Annotated in this window: 18 protein-coding genes; 14 read left to right on the plus strand and 4 right to left on the minus strand. The window is 71.7% G+C overall.

Annotation, left to right across the window (positions count from 1 at the left end; all coding sequences use genetic code 11):
- The first annotated feature begins 109 nt into the window (after positions 1 to 109).
- The 8 genes from CP983_RS23910 to CP983_RS23945 are packed head-to-tail and all read left to right on the plus strand — an operon-like array spanning position 110 to position 10,197.
- On the plus strand, positions 110 to 904 hold the full coding sequence (locus CP983_RS23910) for a TIGR03084 family metal-binding protein (RefSeq protein ID WP_150501672.1): 795 nt from the start codon (positions 110 to 112) through the stop codon (positions 902 to 904).
- Positions 901 to 2,604 carry an acyclic terpene utilization AtuA family protein gene (locus tag CP983_RS23915; RefSeq protein WP_150501674.1) on the plus strand — a complete coding sequence of 568 codons (1,704 nt, stop codon included), beginning with the start codon at positions 901 to 903 and terminating at the stop codon, positions 2,602 to 2,604. Before CP983_RS23910 ends, CP983_RS23915 begins: the two co-directional genes overlap by 4 nt.
- Positions 2,601 to 4,199 (plus strand): acyl-CoA carboxylase subunit beta, encoded by a 1,599-nt coding sequence (locus tag CP983_RS23920; protein ID WP_150501676.1) that lies wholly within the window; start codon positions 2,601 to 2,603, stop codon positions 4,197 to 4,199. The genes CP983_RS23915 and CP983_RS23920 overlap by 4 nt, the downstream gene beginning before the upstream one ends.
- Before the next feature lie 10 nt (positions 4,200 to 4,209).
- Positions 4,210 to 6,054 (plus strand): acetyl/propionyl/methylcrotonyl-CoA carboxylase subunit alpha, encoded by a 1,845-nt coding sequence (locus CP983_RS23925; RefSeq protein WP_150501678.1) that lies wholly within the window; start codon positions 4,210 to 4,212, stop codon positions 6,052 to 6,054.
- Positions 6,055 to 6,109: 55 nt separating this feature from the next.
- Positions 6,110 to 7,249 (plus strand): acyl-CoA dehydrogenase family protein, encoded by a 1,140-nt coding sequence (locus tag CP983_RS23930; protein WP_150501680.1) that lies wholly within the window; start codon positions 6,110 to 6,112, stop codon positions 7,247 to 7,249.
- Positions 7,250 to 7,286: 37 nt separating this feature from the next.
- Positions 7,287 to 8,864 carry a 4-coumarate--CoA ligase family protein gene (locus tag CP983_RS23935; protein ID WP_150501682.1) on the plus strand — a complete coding sequence of 526 codons (1,578 nt, stop codon included), beginning with the start codon at positions 7,287 to 7,289 and terminating at the stop codon, positions 8,862 to 8,864.
- On the plus strand, positions 8,861 to 9,595 hold the full coding sequence (locus CP983_RS23940) for an enoyl-CoA hydratase family protein (RefSeq protein ID WP_150501684.1): 735 nt from the start codon (positions 8,861 to 8,863) through the stop codon (positions 9,593 to 9,595). The genes CP983_RS23935 and CP983_RS23940 overlap by 4 nt, the downstream gene beginning before the upstream one ends.
- A complete protein-coding gene (locus CP983_RS23945; protein WP_150501685.1) occupies positions 9,583 to 10,197 on the plus strand; it encodes a TetR/AcrR family transcriptional regulator in 615 nt (204 codons plus the stop codon). The genes CP983_RS23940 and CP983_RS23945 overlap by 13 nt, the downstream gene beginning before the upstream one ends.
- 36 nt (positions 10,198 to 10,233) lie before the next feature.
- Here CP983_RS23945 and CP983_RS23950 read toward each other — a convergent pair whose 3' ends face one another.
- Positions 10,234 to 11,754, minus strand: coding sequence for a serine/threonine-protein kinase (locus CP983_RS23950; RefSeq protein ID WP_268256225.1), 1,521 nt, complete (start codon positions 11,752 to 11,754; stop codon positions 10,234 to 10,236).
- 227 nt (positions 11,755 to 11,981) lie between these two features.
- Positions 11,982 to 13,082, minus strand: coding sequence for a citrate synthase 2 (locus CP983_RS23955; RefSeq protein WP_107906014.1), 1,101 nt, complete (start codon positions 13,080 to 13,082; stop codon positions 11,982 to 11,984).
- 356 nt (positions 13,083 to 13,438) lie between these two features.
- Here CP983_RS23955 and pdxH point away from each other — a divergent pair, with 356 nt between their 5' ends.
- A complete protein-coding gene (gene pdxH / locus CP983_RS23960) occupies positions 13,439 to 14,128 on the plus strand; it encodes a pyridoxamine 5'-phosphate oxidase (RefSeq protein ID WP_373309830.1) in 690 nt (229 codons plus the stop codon).
- Between the two features lie 446 nt (positions 14,129 to 14,574).
- On the plus strand, positions 14,575 to 14,871 hold the full coding sequence (locus tag CP983_RS23965) for a hypothetical protein (RefSeq protein WP_107906013.1): 297 nt from the start codon (positions 14,575 to 14,577) through the stop codon (positions 14,869 to 14,871).
- Between the two features lie 42 nt (positions 14,872 to 14,913).
- On the opposite strand, the gene CP983_RS23970 is transcribed toward CP983_RS23965, so the two are convergent.
- Positions 14,914 to 15,819 carry a LysR family transcriptional regulator gene (locus CP983_RS23970; protein WP_150501687.1) on the minus strand — a complete coding sequence of 302 codons (906 nt, stop codon included), beginning with the start codon at positions 15,817 to 15,819 and terminating at the stop codon, positions 14,914 to 14,916.
- Between the two features lie 72 nt (positions 15,820 to 15,891).
- On the opposite strand from CP983_RS23970, the gene CP983_RS23975 reads away from it, so the two are divergent.
- The 3 genes from CP983_RS23975 to CP983_RS23985 all read left to right on the plus strand — a co-directional run bounded on the left by CP983_RS23975 (position 15,892) and on the right by CP983_RS23985 (position 18,313).
- Entirely contained in the window at positions 15,892 to 16,302 is a 411-nt protein-coding gene (locus tag CP983_RS23975; RefSeq protein ID WP_150501689.1) for a RidA family protein, read from the plus strand.
- Positions 16,295 to 16,735 carry a GNAT family N-acetyltransferase gene (locus CP983_RS23980; protein ID WP_373309828.1) on the plus strand — a complete coding sequence of 147 codons (441 nt, stop codon included), beginning with the start codon at positions 16,295 to 16,297 and terminating at the stop codon, positions 16,733 to 16,735. Before CP983_RS23975 ends, CP983_RS23980 begins: the two co-directional genes overlap by 8 nt.
- 135 nt (positions 16,736 to 16,870) lie before the next feature.
- Positions 16,871 to 18,313 carry a PAS domain-containing protein gene (locus CP983_RS23985; protein WP_150501693.1) on the plus strand — a complete coding sequence of 481 codons (1,443 nt, stop codon included), beginning with the start codon at positions 16,871 to 16,873 and terminating at the stop codon, positions 18,311 to 18,313.
- A 46-nt stretch (positions 18,314 to 18,359) separates the two neighbouring features.
- Here CP983_RS23985 and CP983_RS23990 read toward each other — a convergent pair whose 3' ends face one another.
- Positions 18,360 to 19,115 (minus strand): SIS domain-containing protein, encoded by a 756-nt coding sequence (locus CP983_RS23990; protein ID WP_150501695.1) that lies wholly within the window; start codon positions 19,113 to 19,115, stop codon positions 18,360 to 18,362.
- A 349-nt stretch (positions 19,116 to 19,464) separates the two neighbouring features.
- Between CP983_RS23990 and CP983_RS23995 the strand changes: the two genes are divergently transcribed.
- Positions 19,465 to 20,157, plus strand: coding sequence for an iron-dependent transcriptional repressor DtxR (locus tag CP983_RS23995; RefSeq protein WP_004000347.1), 693 nt, complete (start codon positions 19,465 to 19,467; stop codon positions 20,155 to 20,157).
- Positions 20,158 to 20,776 lie beyond the last annotated feature (619 nt).

Genomic DNA, 20,776 nt, shown 5'->3' on the forward strand with positions numbered 1-20,776 from the left:
GCACGGAACGACCGCAATTATGCAAGCGTGCTTGCTTGTTTTCTTGGGCGCTGCCATGCTCCTCACCGCACCACCCCGCACACCGCCGTGCCCCGAGGGGAGCGCACCCGTGTCCGATCCGACGCCCGTGTTCGACGATCTGCGCGAGGAGAGCGAGGAGCTCGAACGGCTCGTGGCCGATTCGAGCCCCGAGCAGTGGGCGCTCGCCACACCGGCGCCCGGCTGGACCGTCGCCCACCAGATCGCGCACCTTGCCTGGACGGACCACTCGGCGCTGCTGGCGGTGACCGACGTGAAGGCGTTCCACGAACTGGTGGAGGAGGCGCTGCAGTCGCCGGGGTCCTTCGTCGACAACGGGGCCGAGGAGGGCGCCGCGCTGCCGCCCGCCGAACTGCTGACGCGGTGGCGGGAGGGAAGGGCCGCCCTGGACACGGCGTTGCGCGAGGCCCCGCCCGGCACCAAGGTCCCCTGGTACGGCCCACCCATGTCGGCCGCCTCCATGGGTACGGCCCGGCTCATGGAGACCTGGGCCCACGGTCAGGACATCGCCGACGCACTCGGTGTGGTGCGCACACCCACCGACCGGCTCAGGCATGTGGTGTGGATCGGAGTACGCACCCGTGACTTCGCCTTCGGTGTGAACGGGATCCCGACGCCGTTCGAGGAATTCCGCATCGAACTCGTCGCACCCTCGGGCGAGTTGTGGACGTACGGCCCCGAGGACGCCTCGCAGCGGGTCACCGGCCCCGCGCTCGACTTCTGTCTCCTGGTCACCCAGCGCGCCCACCGCTCCGATCTCGCGCTGCGCGCCGAAGGCCCGGACGCCGACCGCTGGTTCGACATCGCCCAGGTCTTCGCCGGCCCACCCGGAGAGGGCCGCGCGCCGAAGGGGGCGACCCGGTGACGCGGCAACCCGGCCCGCTGCGCATCGGCAACGCCTCCGGCTTCTACGGTGACCGCTTCGACGCCATGCGCGAGATGCTCACCGGTGGCGAACTGGACGTCCTCACCGGTGACTACCTCGCCGAGCTCACCATGCTGATCCTCGGCCGCGACCGGCTGAAGGACCCCGGCGCCGGATACGCCCGCACCTTCCTGCGGCAGCTGGAGGAGTGCCTCGGCCTGGCCCGGGAGCGCGGCGTGCGGATCGTCGCCAACGCGGGCGGCCTAAACCCGGCCGGACTGGCGGACGCCGTACGGCAGCTGGCCGACCGGCTCGGCCTGCCCGTGCGGGTCGCCCATGTGGAGGGCGACGACCTCACCGCCGCCCACCCCGGCAGCCTCGCCGCGCACGCCTACCTCGGCGGCTTCGGGATCGCCGCGTGTCTGCGGGAGGGCGCCGACGTCGTCGTCACCGGCCGGGTGACCGACGCGGCCCTCGTCACCGGACCCGCCGCCGCCCACTTCGGGTGGGGACCCGGCGACCACGACCGGCTCGCGGGAGCCGTGGTCGCCGGACATGTGCTGGAGTGCGGGGCACAGGCCACCGGCGGCAACTACGCCTTCTTCCACGAGGCCGCCAGGAGCGGCAGGGATCTGCGCCGCCCCGGCTTCCCGCTCGCCGAGCTGCACGAGGACGGCACCTGCGTCATCACCAAGCACCCCGGCACCGGCGGCTTCGTCGACGTCGGCACGGTCACCGCCCAACTGCTGTATGAGACGGCGGGCGCCCGCTACGCCGGGCCGGACGTCACCGCCCGCCTGGACACCGTGCGCCTCACGCAGGACGGACCGGACCGCGTCCGTGTCGAGGGCGTGCGGGGCGAGGCTCCGCCGCCGACGCTCAAGGTCGGCGTCAACCGCCTCGGCGGCTTCCGCAACGAGGTCGCCTTCGTGCTCACCGGCCTCGACATCGAGGCCAAGGCCGACCTTGTGCGCGAGCAGCTGACCGACGCGCTCGCCAAGTCGCCGCCCGCCGAGGTCCGCTGGGACCTGGTGCGCACCGACCGGCCCGACGCCCCCAGCGAGGAGACGGCGAGCGCGCTGCTGCGGCTCGTCGTGCGCGACCCGTCCCAGGAAGCCGTCGGCCGGGCCCTGAGCGGCGCCGCGATCGAGCTGGCGCTCGCCAGCTACCCCGGTTTCCATGTGCTGGCCCCACCTGGAAAGGGCTCGCCCTATGGGGTCTTCGAGGATGTGTACGTCCCCCAAGGTGGCGTCGACCATGTGGCCGTCCTCCATGACGGACGCCGGATCCCTGTGCCGCCGGCCCACGACACCGTCGTACTCGACGAAGTGCCCGAGCCGCCGTTGCCGCAGCCGCTGTCGCACGGGCACACCGCGCGGGCTCCGCTCGGGCTCGTCGCGGGTGCCCGCAGCGGGGACAAGGGCGGGAACGCCAACGTCGGCGTCTGGGTGCGTTCGGACGACGCCTGGCGGTGGCTGGCCCATGAGCTGACGGTCGACCGGTTCCGGCAACTGATCCCCGAGAGCGGCCGGCTGAAGGTCACCCGGCACCCGCTGCCCCACCTCCGCGCCCTCAACTTCGTCGTCGAAGGAATCCTCGGCGAGGGCGTCGCCGCCCAGCACCGCTTCGACCCGCAGGCCAAGGCCCTCGGCGAATGGCTGCGCTCCCGCCACCTGGACATCCCGGAGATCCTGCTGTGACCGTGCTGCCGTCCACACTGGACACCACCGGCTCCGACTACCGGGCCAACCGCGAGACGATGCTCGCCAAGCTCGCCGAACTCGACACCGAGCACGCCAAGGCCCTCGCCGGCGGCGGCCCCAAGTACGTCGAACGGCACCGTAAACGCGGCAAGCTGCTCGCCCGTGAGCGCATCGAGCTGCTCTTCGACCCCGATACCCCGTTCCTGGAGCTGTCGCCGCTGGCGGCCTGGGGCAGCGACTACGCCGTCGGCGCGTCCCTCGTCACCGGCATCGGGACCGTCGCGGGCGTGGAGTGCCTGATCACCGCCAACGACCCGACCGTGCGTGGCGGGGCGAGCAACCCCTGGTCGCTGAAGAAGGCCCTGCGCGCCAACGACATCGCGCTCGCCAACCGGCTGCCGGTCGTCAACCTCGTGGAGTCCGGCGGCGCCGACCTGCCGTCGCAGAAGGAGATCTTCATCCCCGGCGGCGCGATCTTCCGGGACCTGACCCGGCTGTCGGCGGCCGGGATCCCCACCGTCGCGGTCGTCTTCGGCAACTCGACGGCCGGCGGCGCGTACGTCCCCGGCATGTCCGACCACGTGATCATGGTCAAGGAGCGCGCCAAGGTGTTCCTCGGCGGCCCGCCCCTGGTGAAGATGGCGACCGGCGAGGAGAGCGACGACGAGTCCCTCGGCGGTGCGGAGATGCACGCACGCGTGTCGGGTCTCGCGGACTACTTCGCCGTCGACGAACCGGACGCCCTGCGCCAGGCGCGGCGCGTCGTCGCCCGCCTCAACCACCGCAAGGCGTACGGCGATCCGGGCCCGGCCGAGCCGCCCAAGTACGACACCGACGAGCTGCTCGGGATCGTGCCGGGCGACCTGCGCACCCCCTTCGACCCGCGCGAGGTCGTCGCCCGGATCGTCGACGCCTCCGACTTCGACGAGTTCAAGCCGATGTACGGCACCAGCCTGACCACCGGCTGGGCCTCCCTGCACGGCTATCCGGTCGGCGTGCTCGCCAACGCCCAGGGAGTCCTGTTCAGCGAGGAGTCCCAGAAGGCCGCCCAGTTCATCCAGCTCGCCAACCAGCGCGACATCCCGCTGCTGTTCCTGCACAACACGACCGGCTACATGGTGGGCAGCCAGTACGAGCAGGGCGGCATCATCAAGCACGGCGCGATGATGATCAACGCGGTCAGCAACAGCCGCGTGCCGCACCTCTCGGTCCTCATGGGCGCGTCCTACGGCGCCGGCCACTACGGCATGTGCGGCCGCGCCTACGACCCCCGCTTCCTGTTCGCGTGGCCCAGCGCCAAGTCGGCCGTCATGGGCCCGCAGCAGCTCGCCGGCGTCCTGTCGATCGTCGCCCGCCAGTCGGCCGCCGCGAAGGGGCTGCCGTACGACGAAGAGGGCGACGCGGCGCTGCGGGCCATGGTGGAGCAGCAGATCGAGTCCGAGTCCCTGCCGATGTTCCTGTCCGGGCGGCTGTACGACGACGGGGTCATCGACCCGCGCGACACCCGCACGGTCCTCGGCATGTGTCTGTCCGCCATCCACACCGCGTCCTACGAGGGCGCGCGCGGTGGCTTCGGCGTCTTCCGGATGTGAGGGATCACCAGTGATCACTTCTGTACTCGTGGCCAACCGGGGCGAGATCGCCTGCCGGGTCTTCCGCACCTGCCGTGAGTTGGGAATCCGGACGGTCGCCGTGCACTCGGACGCCGACGCGAACGCCCTCCACACACGCGTGGCCGACACCGCGGTACGGCTGCCGGGCGCGGCGCCCTCCGACACGTACCTGCGCGGCGACCTGATCGTGAAGGCGGCGCTGGCTGCCGGCGCGGACGCCGTGCACCCCGGCTACGGCTTCCTCTCCGAGAACCCCGGCTTCGCCCGCGCGGTCCTCGACGCCGGACTCACCTGGATCGGGCCGGCCCCGGAGGCGATCGAGGCGATGGCGTCCAAGACGCGCGCCAAGGAGCTGATGGGCGTCGAGCCGCTGCGCGAGGTCACCGAGGCCGACCTGCCGGTCCTGGTGAAGGCGGCCGCGGGCGGCGGCGGCCGCGGCATGCGGGTCGTAAGGCGACTCGCGGACCTGGACGCCGAACTGGAGGCCGCGCGCGCCGAGGCCCACAGCGCCTTCGGCGACGGCGAGGTCTTCGTCGAGCCCTACCTGGAGGACGGCCGGCACGTCGAGGTGCAGATCCTCGCCGACACCCACGGCACGGTCTGGGCCCTCGGCACCCGCGACTGCTCCCTCCAGCGACGCCACCAGAAGGTGATCGAGGAGGCTCCGGCACCCGGCCTGACCCCCGAACTCACCGATTCCCTGTACGAGATGGCCGTACGCGCCGCGCGGGCCGTCGGCTACGTCGGCGCCGGCACCGTCGAGTTCCTCGTCGCCGGCGACACCGCGCACTTCCTGGAGATGAACACCCGCCTCCAGGTCGAACACCCCGTCACCGAGGCCGTGTACGGCGTCGACCTGGTCGCCCTCCAGCTCCGTGTCGCCGAAGGGCTCGCCCTCGACGACGAACCGCCACACGCGCGTGGCCACGCCGTCGAGGCCCGCCTGTACGCCGAGGACCCGGCCCACGACTGGGCCCCGCAGACCGGCACCCTGCACCGCCTCGCGGTCCCCGACGGCATCCGCCTCGACACCGGCTTCACCGACGGCGACGAGATCGGCGTCCACTACGACCCGATGCTCGCCAAGGCCGTCGCCCACGCCCCCACCCGCGCGGAGGCGATCCGCGCCCTCGCCGGGGCCCTGGAGCGCGCCGCCGTCCACGGCCCGCCCACCAACCGCGACCTCCTCGTCCGCTCCCTGCGGCACAAGGAGTTCACGACCGCCCGCATGGACACCGGCTTCTACGAACGCCACCTCACCGAACTCACCGAGCCGGCCCCCGCCCTGCACGCCGCCCTCGCCGCGGCCCTCGCCGACACCCACGCACGCTCCCGCTTCGGCGGCTTCCGCAACGTCCCCTCCCAGCCCCAGACCAAGCGCTACGCGGTGGCCGGCGAGGTGATCGAGGTCCACTACCGCCACACCCGCGCGGGCCTGGAGGCCGACGGAGTGCGCGTCGTGCACGCCGACGCGTCCCTGGTCGTACTCGAAGTGGACGGCGTACGGCGGAACTTCGAGGTCGCCCGCTACGGCGACGAGATCCACGTCAACACCACCCGCCTGACCGCGCTGCCCCGCTTCCCCGACCCCACGGCCCAGCACGCGCCGGGCTCCCTTCTGGCCCCCATGCCGGGAACGGTCGTCCGCGTCGCCGACGGCCTGACCGAGGGGGCGACGGTGGAGGCCGGCCAGCCCCTGCTGTGGTTGGAGGCGATGAAGATGGAACACAAGATCACAGCCCCGGCCGCGGGCACGCTGACGGCTCTGCGCGCCACCACAGGACAACAGGTGACGGTCGGCGTCCTGTTGGCGGTAGTACAGCCAACCGCTTAGGGGCGCGGGGAACTGCGCGAGCAACCACACACAACCCGCACCCGGGAGGAGTCCCATGCCCACCACTCTCGAAACCGATGAACACAAGGCACTACGAGCCGCGGTCGCCGCCCTCGGCAAGCGCCACGGCCGCGAATACGACCGTGAAGCCCTCTGGTCCGAAGCAGCCAAACTCGGCTACCTCGGCGTCAACCTCCCCGAGGAGTACGGAGGCGGAGGCGGCGGCATAGCCGAACTCTCCATCGTCCTCGAAGAACTCGGCGCCGCGGGCTGCCCCCTGCTGATGATGGTCGTGTCCCCGGCGATCTGCGGCACGGTCATCGCCCGCTTCGGCACCGAGGCACAGAAACGCGAGTGGCTCTCCGGCCTCGCCGACGGCACCCGCACCATGGCCTTCGGCATCACCGAACCCGACGCCGGCTCCAACAGCCACCGCATCACCACCACGGCCCGCCGCGACCCGGACACCGGGGGCTGGCTCCTGACCGGCCGTAAGGTGTTCATCTCCGGCGTCGACATCGCCGACGCCACCCTCATCGTCGGCCGCACGGAGGACGCCCGCACCGGCAACCTCAAGCCCTGCCTGTTCATGGTCCCGCGCGACGCCGAAGGCTTCACACGCCGCCGGATCGACATGGAACTCAGCGCCGCCGAGAAGCAGTTCGAGCTGACCCTCGACGACGTACGGCTCCCCGCCGACGCCCTCGTCGGCGACGAGGACGCAGGGCTCCTCCAGCTCTTCGCCGGCCTCAACCCCGAACGCATCATGACGGCCGCGTTCGCGATCGGCATGGGCCGCTACGCCCTCGCCCGCGCCATCGAGTACGCCCGCGACCGCACCGTCTGGAAGGCCCCCATCGGCGCCCATCAGGCCATCGCGCACCCCCTGGCGCAGGCCCACATCGACCTGGAACTGGCCCGCCTGATGATGCAGAAAGCGGCCCACCTCTACGACGTCGGCGACGACGTCGGCGCGGGCGAGGCCGCCAACATGGCCAAGTACGCGGCCGGGGAGGCCTGCGTGAAGGCCGTCGACCAGGCCGTGCACACCCTCGGCGGGAACGGCCTCACGCGCGAATTCGGGCTCGCCTCGTTGATAACCGCGGCACGCGTCTCTCGTATTGCTCCGGTGAGCCGGGAGATGATTCTCAACTACGTCTCCCACCAGACCCTGGGCCTGCCCAAGTCGTACTGACCGGCGCCCGTCCGGCACCGTGTCGCGAGGAGGAACCGTGTTCCGCAGCGAGTACGCAGACGTCCCGGCCGTAGAACTGCCCATTCACGAGGCCGTACTGGGCCGGGCCGCCGAGTTCGGGGACACACCCGCGCTCATCGACGGCACGGACGGCACCACCCTCACCTACGAACAGCTCGACCGCTTCCACCGGCGCATAGCCGCCGGCCTCGCCGAGGCGGGCGTGCGCAAGGGCGACATCCTCGCCCTGCACAGCCCCAACACGGTCGCCTTCCCCACCGCGTTCTACGCCGCCACGCGCGCGGGTGCCTCCGTCACCACCGTGCACCCGCTCGCCACGCCCGAGGAGTTCGCCAAGCAGCTGAAGGACTCGGCGGCCCGCTGGATCGTCACCGTCTCACCGCTGCTGGAGAGCGCACGCCGGGCCGCCGAACTCGCGGGCGGCGTCCAGGAGATCTTCGTGTGCGACAGCGCGCCCGGACACCGCTCGCTCATCGACATGCTGGCCTCCGCCGCCCCCGAGCCACAGGTCGACATCGACCCCGTCGCGGACGTCGCGGCTCTGCCGTACTCCTCCGGCACCACCGGCGTCCCCAAGGGCGTGATGCTCACCCACCGCCAGATCGCCACCAACCTCGCCCAGCTCGAACCGGCGATCCCGGCAGGACCCGGCGACCGCATCCTCGCCGTACTGCCCTTCTTCCACATCTACGGCCTCACCGCCCTGATGAACGCGCCCCTCAAGGTCGGCGCCACCGTCGTCGTCCTGCCCCGCTTCGACCTGGAGACCTTCCTCGCGGCCATCCAGAACCACCGCATCACCGGCCTGTACGTGGCCCCGCCGATCGTCCTGGCCCTCGCCAAGCACCCGCTGGTCGCGCAGTACGACCTGTCGTCGCTGAAGTACATCGTCAGCGCCGCGGCGCCCCTGGACGCCAAACTCGCCGCCGCCTGCTCGCAGCGCCTCGGCCTGCCACCGGTCGGCCAGGCCTACGGCATGACGGAACTGTCCCCCGGCACCCACGTCGTCCCGCTCGCCGCGATGCAGGACGCGCCCGCCGGGACCGTCGGCCGGCTCATCGCCGGCACCGAGATGCGCATCGTCTCCCTCGACGACCCCGACAAGGACCTCGGCACCGGCGAGTCCGGCGAGATCCTCATCCGCGGCCCCCAGGTCATGAAGGGCTACCTCGGCCGCCCCGACGCCACCGCCGCGATGATCGACCCCGACGGCTGGCTGCACACCGGCGACGTCGGCCATGTCGACGCCGACGGCTGGCTGTTCGTCGTGGACCGCGTGAAGGAGCTCATCAAGTACAAGGGCTTCCAGGTCGCGCCCGCCGAACTGGAGGCACTCCTGCTCACCCACCCCGGCATCGCGGACGCGGCTGTGGTCGGCGTCTACAACGACGACGGAAACGAGGTGCCGCACGCCTATGTGGTCCGCCAACCCTCCGCGACCGACCTCAACGAGGGCGAGGTCATGATGTACGTCGCCGAACGCGTCGCCCCCTACAAGCGGGTCCGCCTGGTCACCTTCATCGACGGCGTACCGCGCGCCGCCTCCGGCAAGATCCTGCGCCGCGAACTGCGCGCGCCGAAGGAGAGCACATGACGCTGATCGGCCGCACCCGCACGCGCGGCGTTCAGACCCTGAGCCTCGACTCCCCGGCCACCCGCAACGCGCTGTCCGCGGCGCTGGTGGGCGAGCTGGCCGACGCGCTGACGGACTGCGCCAAGGACGCCGACGTACGCGCCGTCGTCCTCACCCACACCGGCAACACCTTCTGCGCCGGCGCCGACCTGCGCGACCCTCCGGATCCGGAAGCGCTGGTCGGACTGCTCCGGCAGATCGTCGAGCTGGGCAAACCGGTCGTCGCCCGCGTCACCGGCCACGTCCGCGCGGGCGGCCTCGGCCTGCTCACGGCCTGCGACATCGCCGCCGCCTCCCGCGAGGCCACCTTCGCCTTCACCGAGGTCCGCATCGGGGTGGCCCCCGCCGTGATCTCCCTGCCGGTCCTGCCACGCGTGGACCCGCGCGCCGTCGCCCGCTACTACCTCACCGGCGAACGCCTCGACGCGCCCGAGGCCACCCGGATCGGCCTGCTCACGGCGCAGGGCGACGACGTCGACGCCGTACTGGAACCCGTCCTGGACGGCCTGCGCAGGGCCGCACCCCAGGCCCTGGCCGAGACGAAGGCGCTGCTCACGGCTAAGGTGCTGGAAACCTTCGACCGGGACGCGGCGGACCTGACCGCACTCTCGGCCCGGCTGTTCTCCTCCGCCGACGCACGCGAGGGGATGACGGCCTTCCTCGAACGACGGGATCCGCAATGGGTGGTGTGAGCACAGTCGGCGACCGCGTGGACCGCGTGCCCAAGCAGGACCGCAGCCGCGCCACCCGCCAACGCCTCCTGGAAGCCGCCGTGGCCTGCCTCGCCGAACACGGCTGGGCGGGCTCCACGGTCTCCGTCGTCGCCGAACGCGCCGGCGTCTCCCGGGGCGCGGCCCAGCACCACTTCCCGACCCGCGAGGACCTCTTCACGGCGGCCGTCGAGTACGTCGCCGAGGAACGCTCCACCGCCCTGCGCGCCCTGTTCCCCGAGGGCGCTGCGGGCGACCGCCGGGCCGTCGTCTCCGCCCTGGTCGACCTCTACACCGGGCCCCTGTTCCGCGCGGCCCTGCACCTGTGGGTGGCCGCGTCGAACGAGGAGCAGCTACGGCCCCGGGTCACCGAGCTGGAGGCCCGGGTGGGCCGGGAGACCCACCGGATAGCCGTCGACCTGCTCGGCGTCGACGAGTCCCACCCAGGCGTCCGCGAGACCGTCCAGGGCGTGCTGGACATGGCACGCGGCCTGGGCCTGGCCAACCTCCTCACCGACGACGCCGGGCGCCGCGACCGCGTGGTGGCGCAGTGGGGCCTGCTGCTGGACGAGGCACTGGGCTGACGGCGTCGCCCCTCGCGTGTCGCCGGACGGCCGCCGTCAGTCGTCGTCGCCCTCGTCGTCGTCACCGTCGTGCCGCGCGTCGCGCTGCCGCTCCTGCTCGCGCTTCTCCTGCTCGCGCGTCTTCTGCTCCCGCCGCTCCTCGTCGTCCCGCGCCTCGCGGTCGGCGGTCGCCGAGGTGATCGGCGACGGGTTCGACTCCAGCGGCGACACGGAGGTCGTGGGGCTCGGGCCGGGCGAGGTGTCGGACTTCGTGCTCTCCGCGGCGCTCTTGTCGGGGGAGAACCACAGCATTCCGAGCAGCATCGCGGCCACGAACAGCGCCGCCGCGGCGACCGTGATCAGCAGATTCCTCGCGCCCGAGCCGGACGCCGCGCGGGGACGGGAGCGGGTCCGGGACCCGGCGCGGGTGGGGGAGGCGCCGTGCGATCCGGCGCGCGAGAGGGAAGCGCCGTGCGACCCGGCGGGGGACGCCGAGTGCGATCGGGCGGGGGACGCCGAGTGGGACCGGGTGGTCGACGCCGAACGTGACCGGGCGGCGGACGCCGAGCGCGACCGGTTGTGGGCACGGCCCTGCCCACCGCGGGGCGACGGCGTGCCCTGGTTCGAGGGCAGCGCGTACGTCGTCGGGTGGCTGGTGCCGCCCCTCCCGTCCGGGCCGGGGCCGCCGACCGCCGGGACCGGCGACGGGCGGGACGGAGCCGTCACCTCCGGCAGCGGCTCGGAACGGCCCAGCCAGGCGCCCTCCGCGAACCAGTCGGCGGCCTGCTGGGCGGCCGGCCGGTGCTCGGGCTCCTTGGCGAGGAGACCGAGTAGATAGTTCTCGAAAGCGGGCGGCAGACCTGCGGCACCCAGCTCGCGCGGCGGCACGGGAGCCGCGTCGAGATGCTGATGCAGGATCGCCACGGCGGAGTCGGCCTGGAACGGCGGACGCCCGGTCAGCAGCTGGTAGAGCACACAGCCCAGCGCGTACACGTCGGAGGCCGGACCGGCCGGCTTGCCCAGCGCCCGCTCCGGGGCGAGGTACAGACTCGTGCCGACGATCTGCCCGGTCGCGGTGAGCGCGGCCCCCGGGTCGTCGACGAAGCGGGCGATGCCGAAGTCACCGATCTTGAGGGTGCCGTCGGCGTCCAGCAGCAGATTGCCGGGCTTGATGTCCCGGTGGACGATGCCCTGCCGGTGCGCGGCGGCGAGCCCCGCCGCGGCCTGCGCGGCCATCCGCGCCACCCGCTCCGCCGGCTGTGCCCCCGACTGCGTCAGCAGCAGGGCCAGATTGTCGCCCTCGACGAGCTCCATCACCAGGAAGAGCCGGTTGTCGTACTCGCCGAAGTCCCGCACACCCACCACGTTCGGATGGTCGATCCGCGCGGCGGTCTGCGCCTCCAGCCGGAACCGGGACGTGGCCGTGGGGTCGGAGTCCTGCGGCAGCAGCAGCTTGACGGCGACATTCCGGCCCAGCGTCTCGTCGTAGGCCCGCCAGACCTCCCCCATGCCGCCGCGCCCGATCGACTCGCCCAGCCGGTAGCGGCCCGCTATCAGCACCTGTTCCCCATCCCTCATGCCGTAAGAGATCTCGACGCCGCAGGCCGTAACTCACCACGCAGGGACGGGTGATGGTGGGATGCCGCAGCCGCCCCAGCATACTGGCGGAGTGGATCAGTCACGTTCCGTGTGCCGTCATCGACCGGCCACGGCAGGCACGGAGCGCCCGCCGCGAGCGGCACCACGCGAAGCGCTACGGCCCGCGTGATGACCGGCCCGCCGGAGGGGAGGGGGGTGCGTGGGGCTCAGTGCGCGATGTCCGCGTAGCCCTCGATCTCGCGCGGGTTGCGGGAGCCCGGACCCACATAGCGCGCCGAAGGGCGCACCAGACGGCCGGTGCGCTTCTGCTCCAGGATGTGCGCCGACCAGCCCGCCGTACGGGCACACGTGAACATCGACGTGAACATGTGCGCCGGGACCTCGGCGAAGTCCAGGACGATCGCCGCCCAGAACTCGACGTTCGTCGCCAGGACACGATCCGGACGACGGGCGTGGAGCTCCGCCAGAGCCGCCTTCTCCAGAGCCTCGGCGACCTCGAAGCGGGGCGCGCCCAGCTCCCGTGCGGTACGCCGCAGCACGCGGGCCCGCGGGTCCTCGGCGCGGTACACGCGGTGGCCGAAGCCCATCAGGCGCTCGCCGTTGTCGAGGGTCTGCTTCACATACGCCTCGGCGTCGCCCGTGCGCTCGATCTCCTCGATCATGTGCAGGACGCGGGAGGGCGCGCCGCCGTGCAGCGGGCCGGACATGGCACCCACGGCACCGGAGAGCGCGGCGGCCACGTCGGCGCCCGTGGAGGCGATGACGCGGGCGGTGAAGGTGGAGGCGTTCATGCCGTGCTCGGCGGCGGACGTCCAGTAGGCGTCGACGGCGGCCACGTGCTTGGGGTCGGGCTCGCCGCGCCAGCGGATCATGAACCGCTCGACGACGGACTGGGCCTTGTCGATCTCGCGCTGCGGGACCATCGGCAGGCCCTGCCCGCGCGCGGACTGGGCGACGTAGGACAGGGCCATGACGGCGGCGCGGGCCAGGTCCGCGCGGGCCTGCTCCTCGTCGATGTCCAACAGGGGCTTCAGGCCCCACACGGGGGCGAGCATGGCGAGCGCGGACTGTACGTCGACGCGGATGTCACCGGAGTGCACGGGGATCGGGAACGGCTCGGCCGGCGGCAGCCCGGGACGGAAGGCCCCGTCGACGAGCAGCCCCCAGACATTGCCGAACGAGACATGGCCGACCAGGTCCTCGATGTCGACGCCCCGGTACCGGAGGGCGCCGCCCTCCTTGTCCGGTTCGGCGATCTCCGTCTCGAACGCGACGACTCCTTCGAGCCCGGGTACGAAATCGGACATCAGGCGGCTCCTCGTGATGTGTGCGACGGATGGGGTTGTGGGTGGAGCGAGTGGGTGGAACGAGAGCGAGTGGGTGGAACGACCACATGTCAGTCGGCGGAGACGGGCGCACACCCGGTGGATCCACGGTCATGGGCTCGAAGCCCGGCCTTGCGGGACTTCGAACCCCTGTCGACTCGCGGTCCGGGGGCGTACCCCTGTGATGCCCCGTGCGGCTGGCGGTCATCCAACCGGAACGGCATCAGAACGATAACCCTCAGTGCCACCTTTTGGGGAGCCCTGCGGCACTGAGTGCCATCTGGTGGTGAAGGGCACCGCGCCGGACGACGCCCGTTCGGATACGGCAAGATGACCGCGTGACCGACCGAGACGCCGTCGCCTCAGATCCCGCCGAGCCCGCGCCCGACCCCGCCGCGATGCGCAAGCACTACCGGGCCGAGGGCCTCGCCGAGGCCGACCTGGCCGCCACTCCGGTGGCCCAGTTCGCCCGCTGGTTCAAGCAGGCCGCCTCGGAGGCGCACCTCTTCGAGCCGAACGCGATGATCGTCTCCACCGCGGACGCCGACGGCCGGCCCAGCTCCCGCACGGTGCTGCTGAAGCAGTTCGACGACCACGGCTTCGTCTTCTTCACCAACTACGGCTCCCGCAAGGGCCGCGACCTCGCCGAGAACCCGTACGTCTGCCTGCTCTTCCCCTGGCACCCGATGGCCCGCCAGGTCATCGTCACGGGCGTCGCCCGGCGCACCGGACGCGACGAGACCGCCGCCTACTTCCGCACCCGCCCGCACGGCTCCCAGCTCGGCGCCTGGGCCAGCACCCAGTCCTCGGTCATCCCCTCCCGCACGGAACTCGACACGTCGTACGCCGACCTCGCCGCCCGCTACCCCGAGGGCGAACAGGTCCCGGTCCCCCCGAACTGGGGCGGCTTCCGGGTGGCCCCCCAGACGGTCGAGTTCTGGCAGGGCAGGGAAAACCGCCTGCACGACCGCTTGCGCTATGTGGCGGAGCAGGACGGCGGGTGGCGGGTGGAGCGGCTGAGTCCGTGAGGCTGGGGCGACACAAGGCCCCAGGACAGCAGGCGACCCGCGAGCCTGGTCCTCCATTGGAGGAGCCGGTCGGACGTACCGGCGGCCCGCGGGTCGGGTGACTGCTTGGAAATGGGCCGGCTGCACGCGTACCTCACGTGCTGGTCCGGCACCGCACTGCGTGTGGTGGCGGGCCGCTAGCCCGCAGCCACCTCGTACGTCCGGGTTTCAATCATTTACCCGATCACCTCCTTTCCTACGTAAGGCACACCCTAGGAACCGGCCGGGCGGCGATCAACTGCTTTTTCGAATGGTTGATGCCGACGATTCCGGGCGGGCGGACCATGCCCGTATGTCCGACTCGCGGCGTAAAGACTAGAATGTCTGACGATGTGCGATGTGTTCTGAGATCCGCCTCTGGCGTCACTTGATCGACCGTTGCCCACCCAATCGATAGGCGGCACCCGATGATCGGCGTGCTCGTGACTTTCACGCAGACCGAAAAGTTCGATCGTTCAGCCCTCGCAAAGGTCGCCGGCGAACTCCGGGGACCGTTCGAAGGCATGGCCGGCCTTCGCTTCAAGAGCTTCATGCTCGGCGAAGACGGCATTCAGGCCAGGAACTTCTACGTATGGGATGACGAGGACAAAGCCCGCGCCTTCTTCACGGAGGAGCTCGTCGGCAAGGTGACGGGGGTTTATGGCGTCCCGCCCAAAATCGAATACCTCGACATCATGGAGTTCGTCGACAACTCTGGTGCCTGACCGGGCCGTTTGACGGATGAGGATCGCGACTCGATACGCGCCCTAGGCCGCCATCGTCGCCAGCAGATTGCTCACCAGCGGATCTGGGTCGTCCCGGCGCGAGGCGACTGCCACCCGCGTGTGTTCCGTGGTCGGCGTGACGGGGCGGAAGGCGGTGCCCCTGAGGCGGATTCGGTGGATGCTGGTGGGGGCCAGGGAGACGCCGAGGCCCGCTTCCACGAGGGCGCAGACCGTCTGCCATTCGACGGCCTCCTGGGTGACCCGGGGGGTGAAGCCGGCCGTGGAGCACAGGGCCGTGATGCGGTCGTGGAGGCCGGGGCCCGCCTCGCGGGGCAGGAGGACGAACGGGGAGTCGGCCAGGTCGTGCAGGGCCACGGTGCGCTGGGCGGCCAAGGGGTGGGTCGTGGGGAGTACGGCCACGAAGGGTTCCGTGAGGATCGTGCGGAAGGCGAGCGCGGGGTCGTCGTCCGGGGGTTCGCGGAGCAGGCCGATGTCGATCGTTCCGGCGTGCAGGGCGGCCAGTTGGGGTGCCGTGGTCATCTCCCTGATGTCCAGGTGGACGTCGGGGTAGCGCTCGCGGTGGGTGCGCAGCAGGCCCGGCAGGACGGTCAGGGCGAGGGAGGCCGCGAAGCCGATGCGGAGGGTGCCGGTGCGGCCGGTGGCGACCGCGCGGGCGGCGGCGAGGCCGTCCGCGAGGGCTTCGAGGGCGTGGCGGGCGGCCGGGAGCAGGGCGTGGCCGGCGGGGGTGAGGGCGATGCGGCCGGGGGTGCGGGTGAGCAGGGGGTGGCCGACCTTGGCCTCGAGGCGGCGGATCTGCTGGCTCAGGGGCGGCTGGGCGATACCGAGGCGGGCCGCGGCGTGGCCGAAGTGGAGTTCCTCGGCGAGGACGGCGAAGGCGTGGAGCTGGGGGAGGGGGAGTTCGGGGCGCTCGGGCTCCTCGGTGGCCATATCTCCAGAGGTATCACGAGGCCGCATGCCGCGTATTGGACGTATTGTCGCCGGCTGCCTAGCGTGCCGGGCATGACGGAGCGGCAGGTGGGGCGGCGGGCGGTGCTGAGCGGGTCGGTCTTCGAGGAGGAGATCGGGTACGCGCGTGCCGTGGTCGACGGGGACTGGGTGCATGTGTCGGGGACGACCGGGTTCGACTACGCGGCGATGACGATCTCCGAGGACGTGGTGGAGCAGGCGGAGCAGTGTCTGCGGAATGTGGGGGCCGCGCTGGAGGCGGCGGGCAGTTCGTTCGCCGAGGTGGTGCGGGTGCGGTATCTGCTGCCGGAGCGTGCGGACTTCGAGCCGTGCTGGCCGGTGCTGCGGCGGTACTTCGGTCAGGTGCGGCCGGCGGCGACGATGATGGTGTGCGGGCTCGCGGATCCTCGTATGAAGATCGAGATTGAGGTGTACGCGCGCAGGGGAAATGGCACATGTGTCTGATCTTCGGATTGTTCCGGTGGACGGCGAGGCGATGCTTCAGGAGTGGCGCCACGTCCACAACGTGATCGTTCCTCCCGCGGCCATGGATCTGGGTGAGGTGCGCAAGCGCAGCAGGCGGTACCGGCTGCGGAACGCGTACGTAGGAGATGTGCTCGTCGGCTGCTCGACCGTACGGCCGCCGGCGGGCGAGGACGCGGTGGCGACCGTCATCGCGCGCGTGCTGCCCGAGTACCGGGGGCACGGGTACGGCACGAGACTGTTCCGGCACGGGCTCGCGTACGCGCGCGTGCTGGGCGCCAAGGTGATCGAGACGTGTGTGTCGGCCGACAACGAGGACGGGCTGCGGTTCGCGAAGGCGTGCGGGTTCGTCGAGACCGATCGGTACGTGGTGGAGGGCGGGCCCGATCTGTGGGTGGACCTGCGATTGGCCTAGGGGTACATCGGCTCGTACAACGATTCCTTCAATCTTGGGGAACTCGGTGTGTGCTGGGTCACGTTCCAGTTAGATGATTGCGAGTGAGCGAACCGACGTGGTGTACGTACGGACGCAGCTTGGCAGGGGGTCCAGGTGAGTGCTTCCCGGCGTAGTGGGACCACCGACGAGCTGGGGCCGGACGAACCCGAGCGGGACGGTCCGGACGGTTCGGCGGGTGGTTCGGAGGGTTCGGCAGGCGGCTCCGATCTGTTGGCCGCCCTGCTGGACGGGATGGACGCTGCCCTGTGCGCCTTCGACGGCGACGGTGTCGTCACGCACTGGAACCGTGAGGCGGAGCGGATCCTCGGATGGACCGCGGCCGAGGCGGTGGGCCGGCAGGGGTTCGCCGGCTGGGCGGTGCGCGAGGCCGACGCCGAGGAGGTCGAGGGGCGGCTGATGTCCGCCATGGAGGCCCCCGGGCGGCAGGTGCACGAGTTCGCGCTGCTGACCAAGGATGGCGGGCGGGTGCTCGTGCGTACGCAGTCGGCGGCCGTGCGCGGGCCCGACGGGAAGCCCGCGGGCGTGTACTGCGCGTTCAGCGAGGTGCACGCGCAGATCGATCTGGAGCGGTCGATCGCGCTGAGCGAGGCGTTGTTCGAGGACGCGTCGTGGGGCGTGGTGCTGGTCGACGCGGATCTGCGACCGGCGGTTGTGAACGCTCACGCGGCTCGTGCGCTGGGCATCGGGCGTACGTCCGTGCTGGGGCGGCCGCTGGGTGAGCTGCTCGCGCAGGGGGTCGAGGAGCTGGAGAGCGCGCTCACGCACGTCCTGGCGGAGGGTGCGCCGCCGGCGCCGGCCGAGATCTGGGTGAGTGTGCGGACGCCGGACGGTGAGCGGCGTCGCTGCTGGCGGTGCGGTTTCGTACGGCTGGCGTCGCCGCTGGCGGAGGAGCCCGTGCCGCTCGGGGTGGGCTGGCTCTTCCAGGACGTGACGGAGGCCAAGCAGGCGGAGCAGGAGGCGGCGATGCTGCGCTTCCGCACCAATCAGCTGCACCGTGCCGCGCGGGCCGCCGCCGAGTGCGAGGACCCCGCGGAGGCGGCGACGGTGCATCTGGACTTCGCGCTGGCCGGGTTCGCCGATCACGCGCTGATCGACCGGGTCGCGGGCGGTGCGGTGCCGGATCAGACGGCGGGCGGGGAGACCCCGGATCCCGTACGGCTGGTCCGGGTCGCCGTGACGCCGTCCGGGGCGCCGGGTCCGAGCCGGCTGGGCGGGGAGGCCGGGTTGCCCGTGCGGTACGCGGAGGGGCATCCGGCGTTGCAGTGCGTGGCGCGGGCCGGGTCGGTGCGGGCGGACGCGGGGGAGTTGCCGGCGCAGCGGGCGCGTGAGTGGGCCGTGGCGCGGCAGTGGCCGGCGGACGCGGTGCACGTGCTGTGCGCGGTGCTGCGGAGCCGGGGCCGGACGCTGGGCGTCGTGACGTTCCTGCGCGGCTCGGGCCGGACCGCGTTCGGCCGCGGCGACGCGGTGTACGCGGAGGACGTGGCGGTACGGATCGCTGCAGCGCTGGATCTGGCGGGGGCAGTGGAGCGGGAGTAGCCCCCGCCCCGCCCGGCGACGCTCGCCAGGCCGGCCTCGTCCCGCCTCACTGCCGGTAGAAGATCCGGTCCCCGTACTTCTCGAACACCCGCCTGTTCCAGTCGTGGCCGCCGTCGACGTTGCCCGAGCGCAGGAGCGGGGGCTCGATGCCGCGGTCGGCCAGGGTGGCGGCCGCGGTGGCCATGACGGACTGGAGGAGGGCCGAGGTGACGACCGTGGACGCGGGGGCGAAGGGCGCGGGGATCGTGTCGAGGGTGAGCTCGGCGTCACCGATCGCGATCTTCGAGTCGAGGACGATGTCGCAGTGGTCCTTGAGGTAGGTCCCGGAGACATGGCGGGACGTCGTCTCCGAGGCGTACGCCACCGAGGTCACGCCGATGACGCGGACGCCGAGGGCGCGGGCGGCCATGGCCATCTCGACGGGGAGGGCGTTGCGGCCGGAGAGGGAGATGATCACCAGGGCGTCGCCGGAGCGCAGCGGAGAGCTTTCCAGGACCACGCTCGCGAGGCCGTCGACGCGTTCGAGGGCGGAGCCGAGGGTGGCGGGCATGACGTCTACGCCGACGACGCCGGGCACGGCCAGCAGGTTCATCAGGGCGAGGCCGCCCGCGCGGTAGACGACGTCCTGGGCGGCGAGGGAGGAGTGACCGGCGCCGAAGGCGAAGAGCCGGCCGTCGGCGGCGACCGTGTCGGCGAGCAGGGTGCCGGCCGCCTCGATGTTCTCGGCCTCCTCGTCACGGACCCGCTGGAGCAGGCCGATCGCGGCGTCGAAGAACTGGTCGGCCGGCGTGCTGTCGCTCATGCGGGGCCCTCCCGGGTCGCGGATGCGAATGTGTCGCGGATCACCGTGCGGTCTGGACCAGTGCGGTGTCAATACGGTGCGTGTGCCCCTGGCGCCTGTGCGGGTTCGGTCGGACGGGCGCAGTGCCGTCGGCGCGTCACTCCCGGTTCACTCCCGGTGCCGAAGCCGGTCGCGCACGGCCGCGGGGCCGCCGGGATACGGCCGGAGAGGGGCCGTACACCCCCTGGTTCCAACGGCTCGGCACGGTTGTCAGTGGTATCCGGCAGAATTGAGTGCAGGGCCAGCGCACGCGCCGCGGAGCTGTCTCGCTTCCGGCTGAGCTAATCGCAGAGCTAATCGAGGGGCACGTATGTCCGGACTGATCGACACCACGGAGATGTATCTCCGCACCATCCTCGAGCTGGAGGAGGAAGGTGTGGTCCCCATGCGCGCCCGGATCGCCGAGCGGCTGGACCAGAGCGGACCGACCGTGAGCCAGACGGTGGCGCGGATGGAGCGTGACGGGCTGGTGTCCGTGGCGTCCGACCGGCACCTGGAGCTGACGGACGAGGGGCGCCGGCTGGCCACCCGCGTCATGCGCAAGCACCGCCTCGCCGAGTGTCTGCTCGTCGATGTGATCGGGCTGGAGTGGGAGCAGGTGCACGCCGAGGCGTGTCGCTGGGAGCACGTGATGAGCGAGGCGGTGGAGCGCCGGGTGCTGGAGCTGCTGCGCCACCCCACCGAGTCGCCGTACGGCAACCCGATCCCCGGTCTGGAGGAGCTCGGCGAGAAGGACGGCGCCGACCCGTTCCTGGACGAGGGCATGGTCTCGCTGGCCGACCTCGACCCGGGTGTCGAGGGCAAGACCGTCGTGGTGCGCCGGATCGGTGAGCCGATCCAGACCGACGCGCAGCTGATGTACACGCTGCGCCGGGCGGGCGTGCAGCCCGGCTCGGTGGTGAGCGTGACCGAGTCCGCGGGCGGTGTGCTGGTGGGCAGCGGTGGTGAGGCGGCCGAGCTGGAGGCGGACGTCGCCTCGCATGTGTTCGTCGCGAAGCGCTGACCGGCGGCAGTCGTCCATCTCGAGTTCTCTCCCGTGTAATTCCCGGTAAGGGAGCGGGAGTTGTGGCGATCCGTCGATCTTTTCCATTCCAAGATTCAGTGCGCGGAATCGCAGCGCCCGGCGGATTCGCGTGCGAGGCTGTCGCGTGAGGCATATGACCTGAGGGCTCTTGGCCGTGACGGACAGTGATGCGTCCGGCCGGGGAGGGGGCGCGAGGATGTGCCGTGAACGTGGAGAGGGCCCCGGCGCCGTGTGGCGCCGGGGCCTGTCCTCCCCTGTGCTGACCTGGAGCCCCGAGCTCTCAAGGTCATCCCCTTCGGACCGGTTTCCCCGAGCGGTCCGCCTCCCGGTGAAGATCTCCCCTCGACGGTGGCGATCAATCCTTGGAGGGGGTCACTCGAATGAGGGGTGTTGTCCGCGCGACCCGGTCTTTCGAATAGGGGTTCGATAGTCTGCGGGGTGACGGGTCATGCGGAACGTGCGCTTCAGGAATGTGCGCATAAGATCACGTCAGACACACAGGACATGCACATCGCGTGCGGGGGCATCCACGACACGTGCGGCGCAGGTGACGCAGGTGGCCCAAGGTGCTCGCGGAGGCGACGGCAGATACGGCAGG

It is taken from the genome of Streptomyces chartreusis (assembly GCF_008704715.1).
Lineage (GTDB): Bacteria > Actinomycetota > Actinomycetes > Streptomycetales > Streptomycetaceae > Streptomyces > Streptomyces chartreusis.

Excerpts from the sequence above, each read along its gene's own strand:
- CP983_RS23970 (WP_150501687.1), bottom strand. The coding sequence starts at position 15,819 with ATGGCCACCGAGGAGCCCGAGCGCCCCGAACTCCCCCTCCCCCAGCTC.
- CP983_RS23990 (WP_150501695.1), bottom strand. The coding sequence starts at position 19,115 with ATGAGCGACAGCACGCCGGCCGACCAGTTCTTCGACGCCGCGATCGGC.
- CP983_RS23995 (WP_004000347.1), top strand. The coding sequence starts at position 19,465 with ATGTCCGGACTGATCGACACCACGGAGATGTATCTCCGCACCATCCTC.
- CP983_RS23930 (WP_150501680.1), top strand. The coding sequence starts at position 6,110 with ATGCCCACCACTCTCGAAACCGATGAACACAAGGCACTACGAGCCGCG.
- CP983_RS23965 (WP_107906013.1), top strand. The coding sequence starts at position 14,575 with ATGATCGGCGTGCTCGTGACTTTCACGCAGACCGAAAAGTTCGATCGT.
- CP983_RS23955 (WP_107906014.1), bottom strand. The coding sequence starts at position 13,082 with ATGTCCGATTTCGTACCCGGGCTCGAAGGAGTCGTCGCGTTCGAGACG.
- CP983_RS23940 (WP_150501684.1), top strand. The coding sequence starts at position 8,861 with ATGACGCTGATCGGCCGCACCCGCACGCGCGGCGTTCAGACCCTGAGC.
- CP983_RS23945 (WP_150501685.1), top strand. The coding sequence starts at position 9,583 with ATGGGTGGTGTGAGCACAGTCGGCGACCGCGTGGACCGCGTGCCCAAG.
- CP983_RS23950 (WP_268256225.1), bottom strand. The coding sequence starts at position 11,754 with ATGAGGGATGGGGAACAGGTGCTGATAGCGGGCCGCTACCGGCTGGGC.
- CP983_RS23975 (WP_150501689.1), top strand. The coding sequence starts at position 15,892 with ATGACGGAGCGGCAGGTGGGGCGGCGGGCGGTGCTGAGCGGGTCGGTC.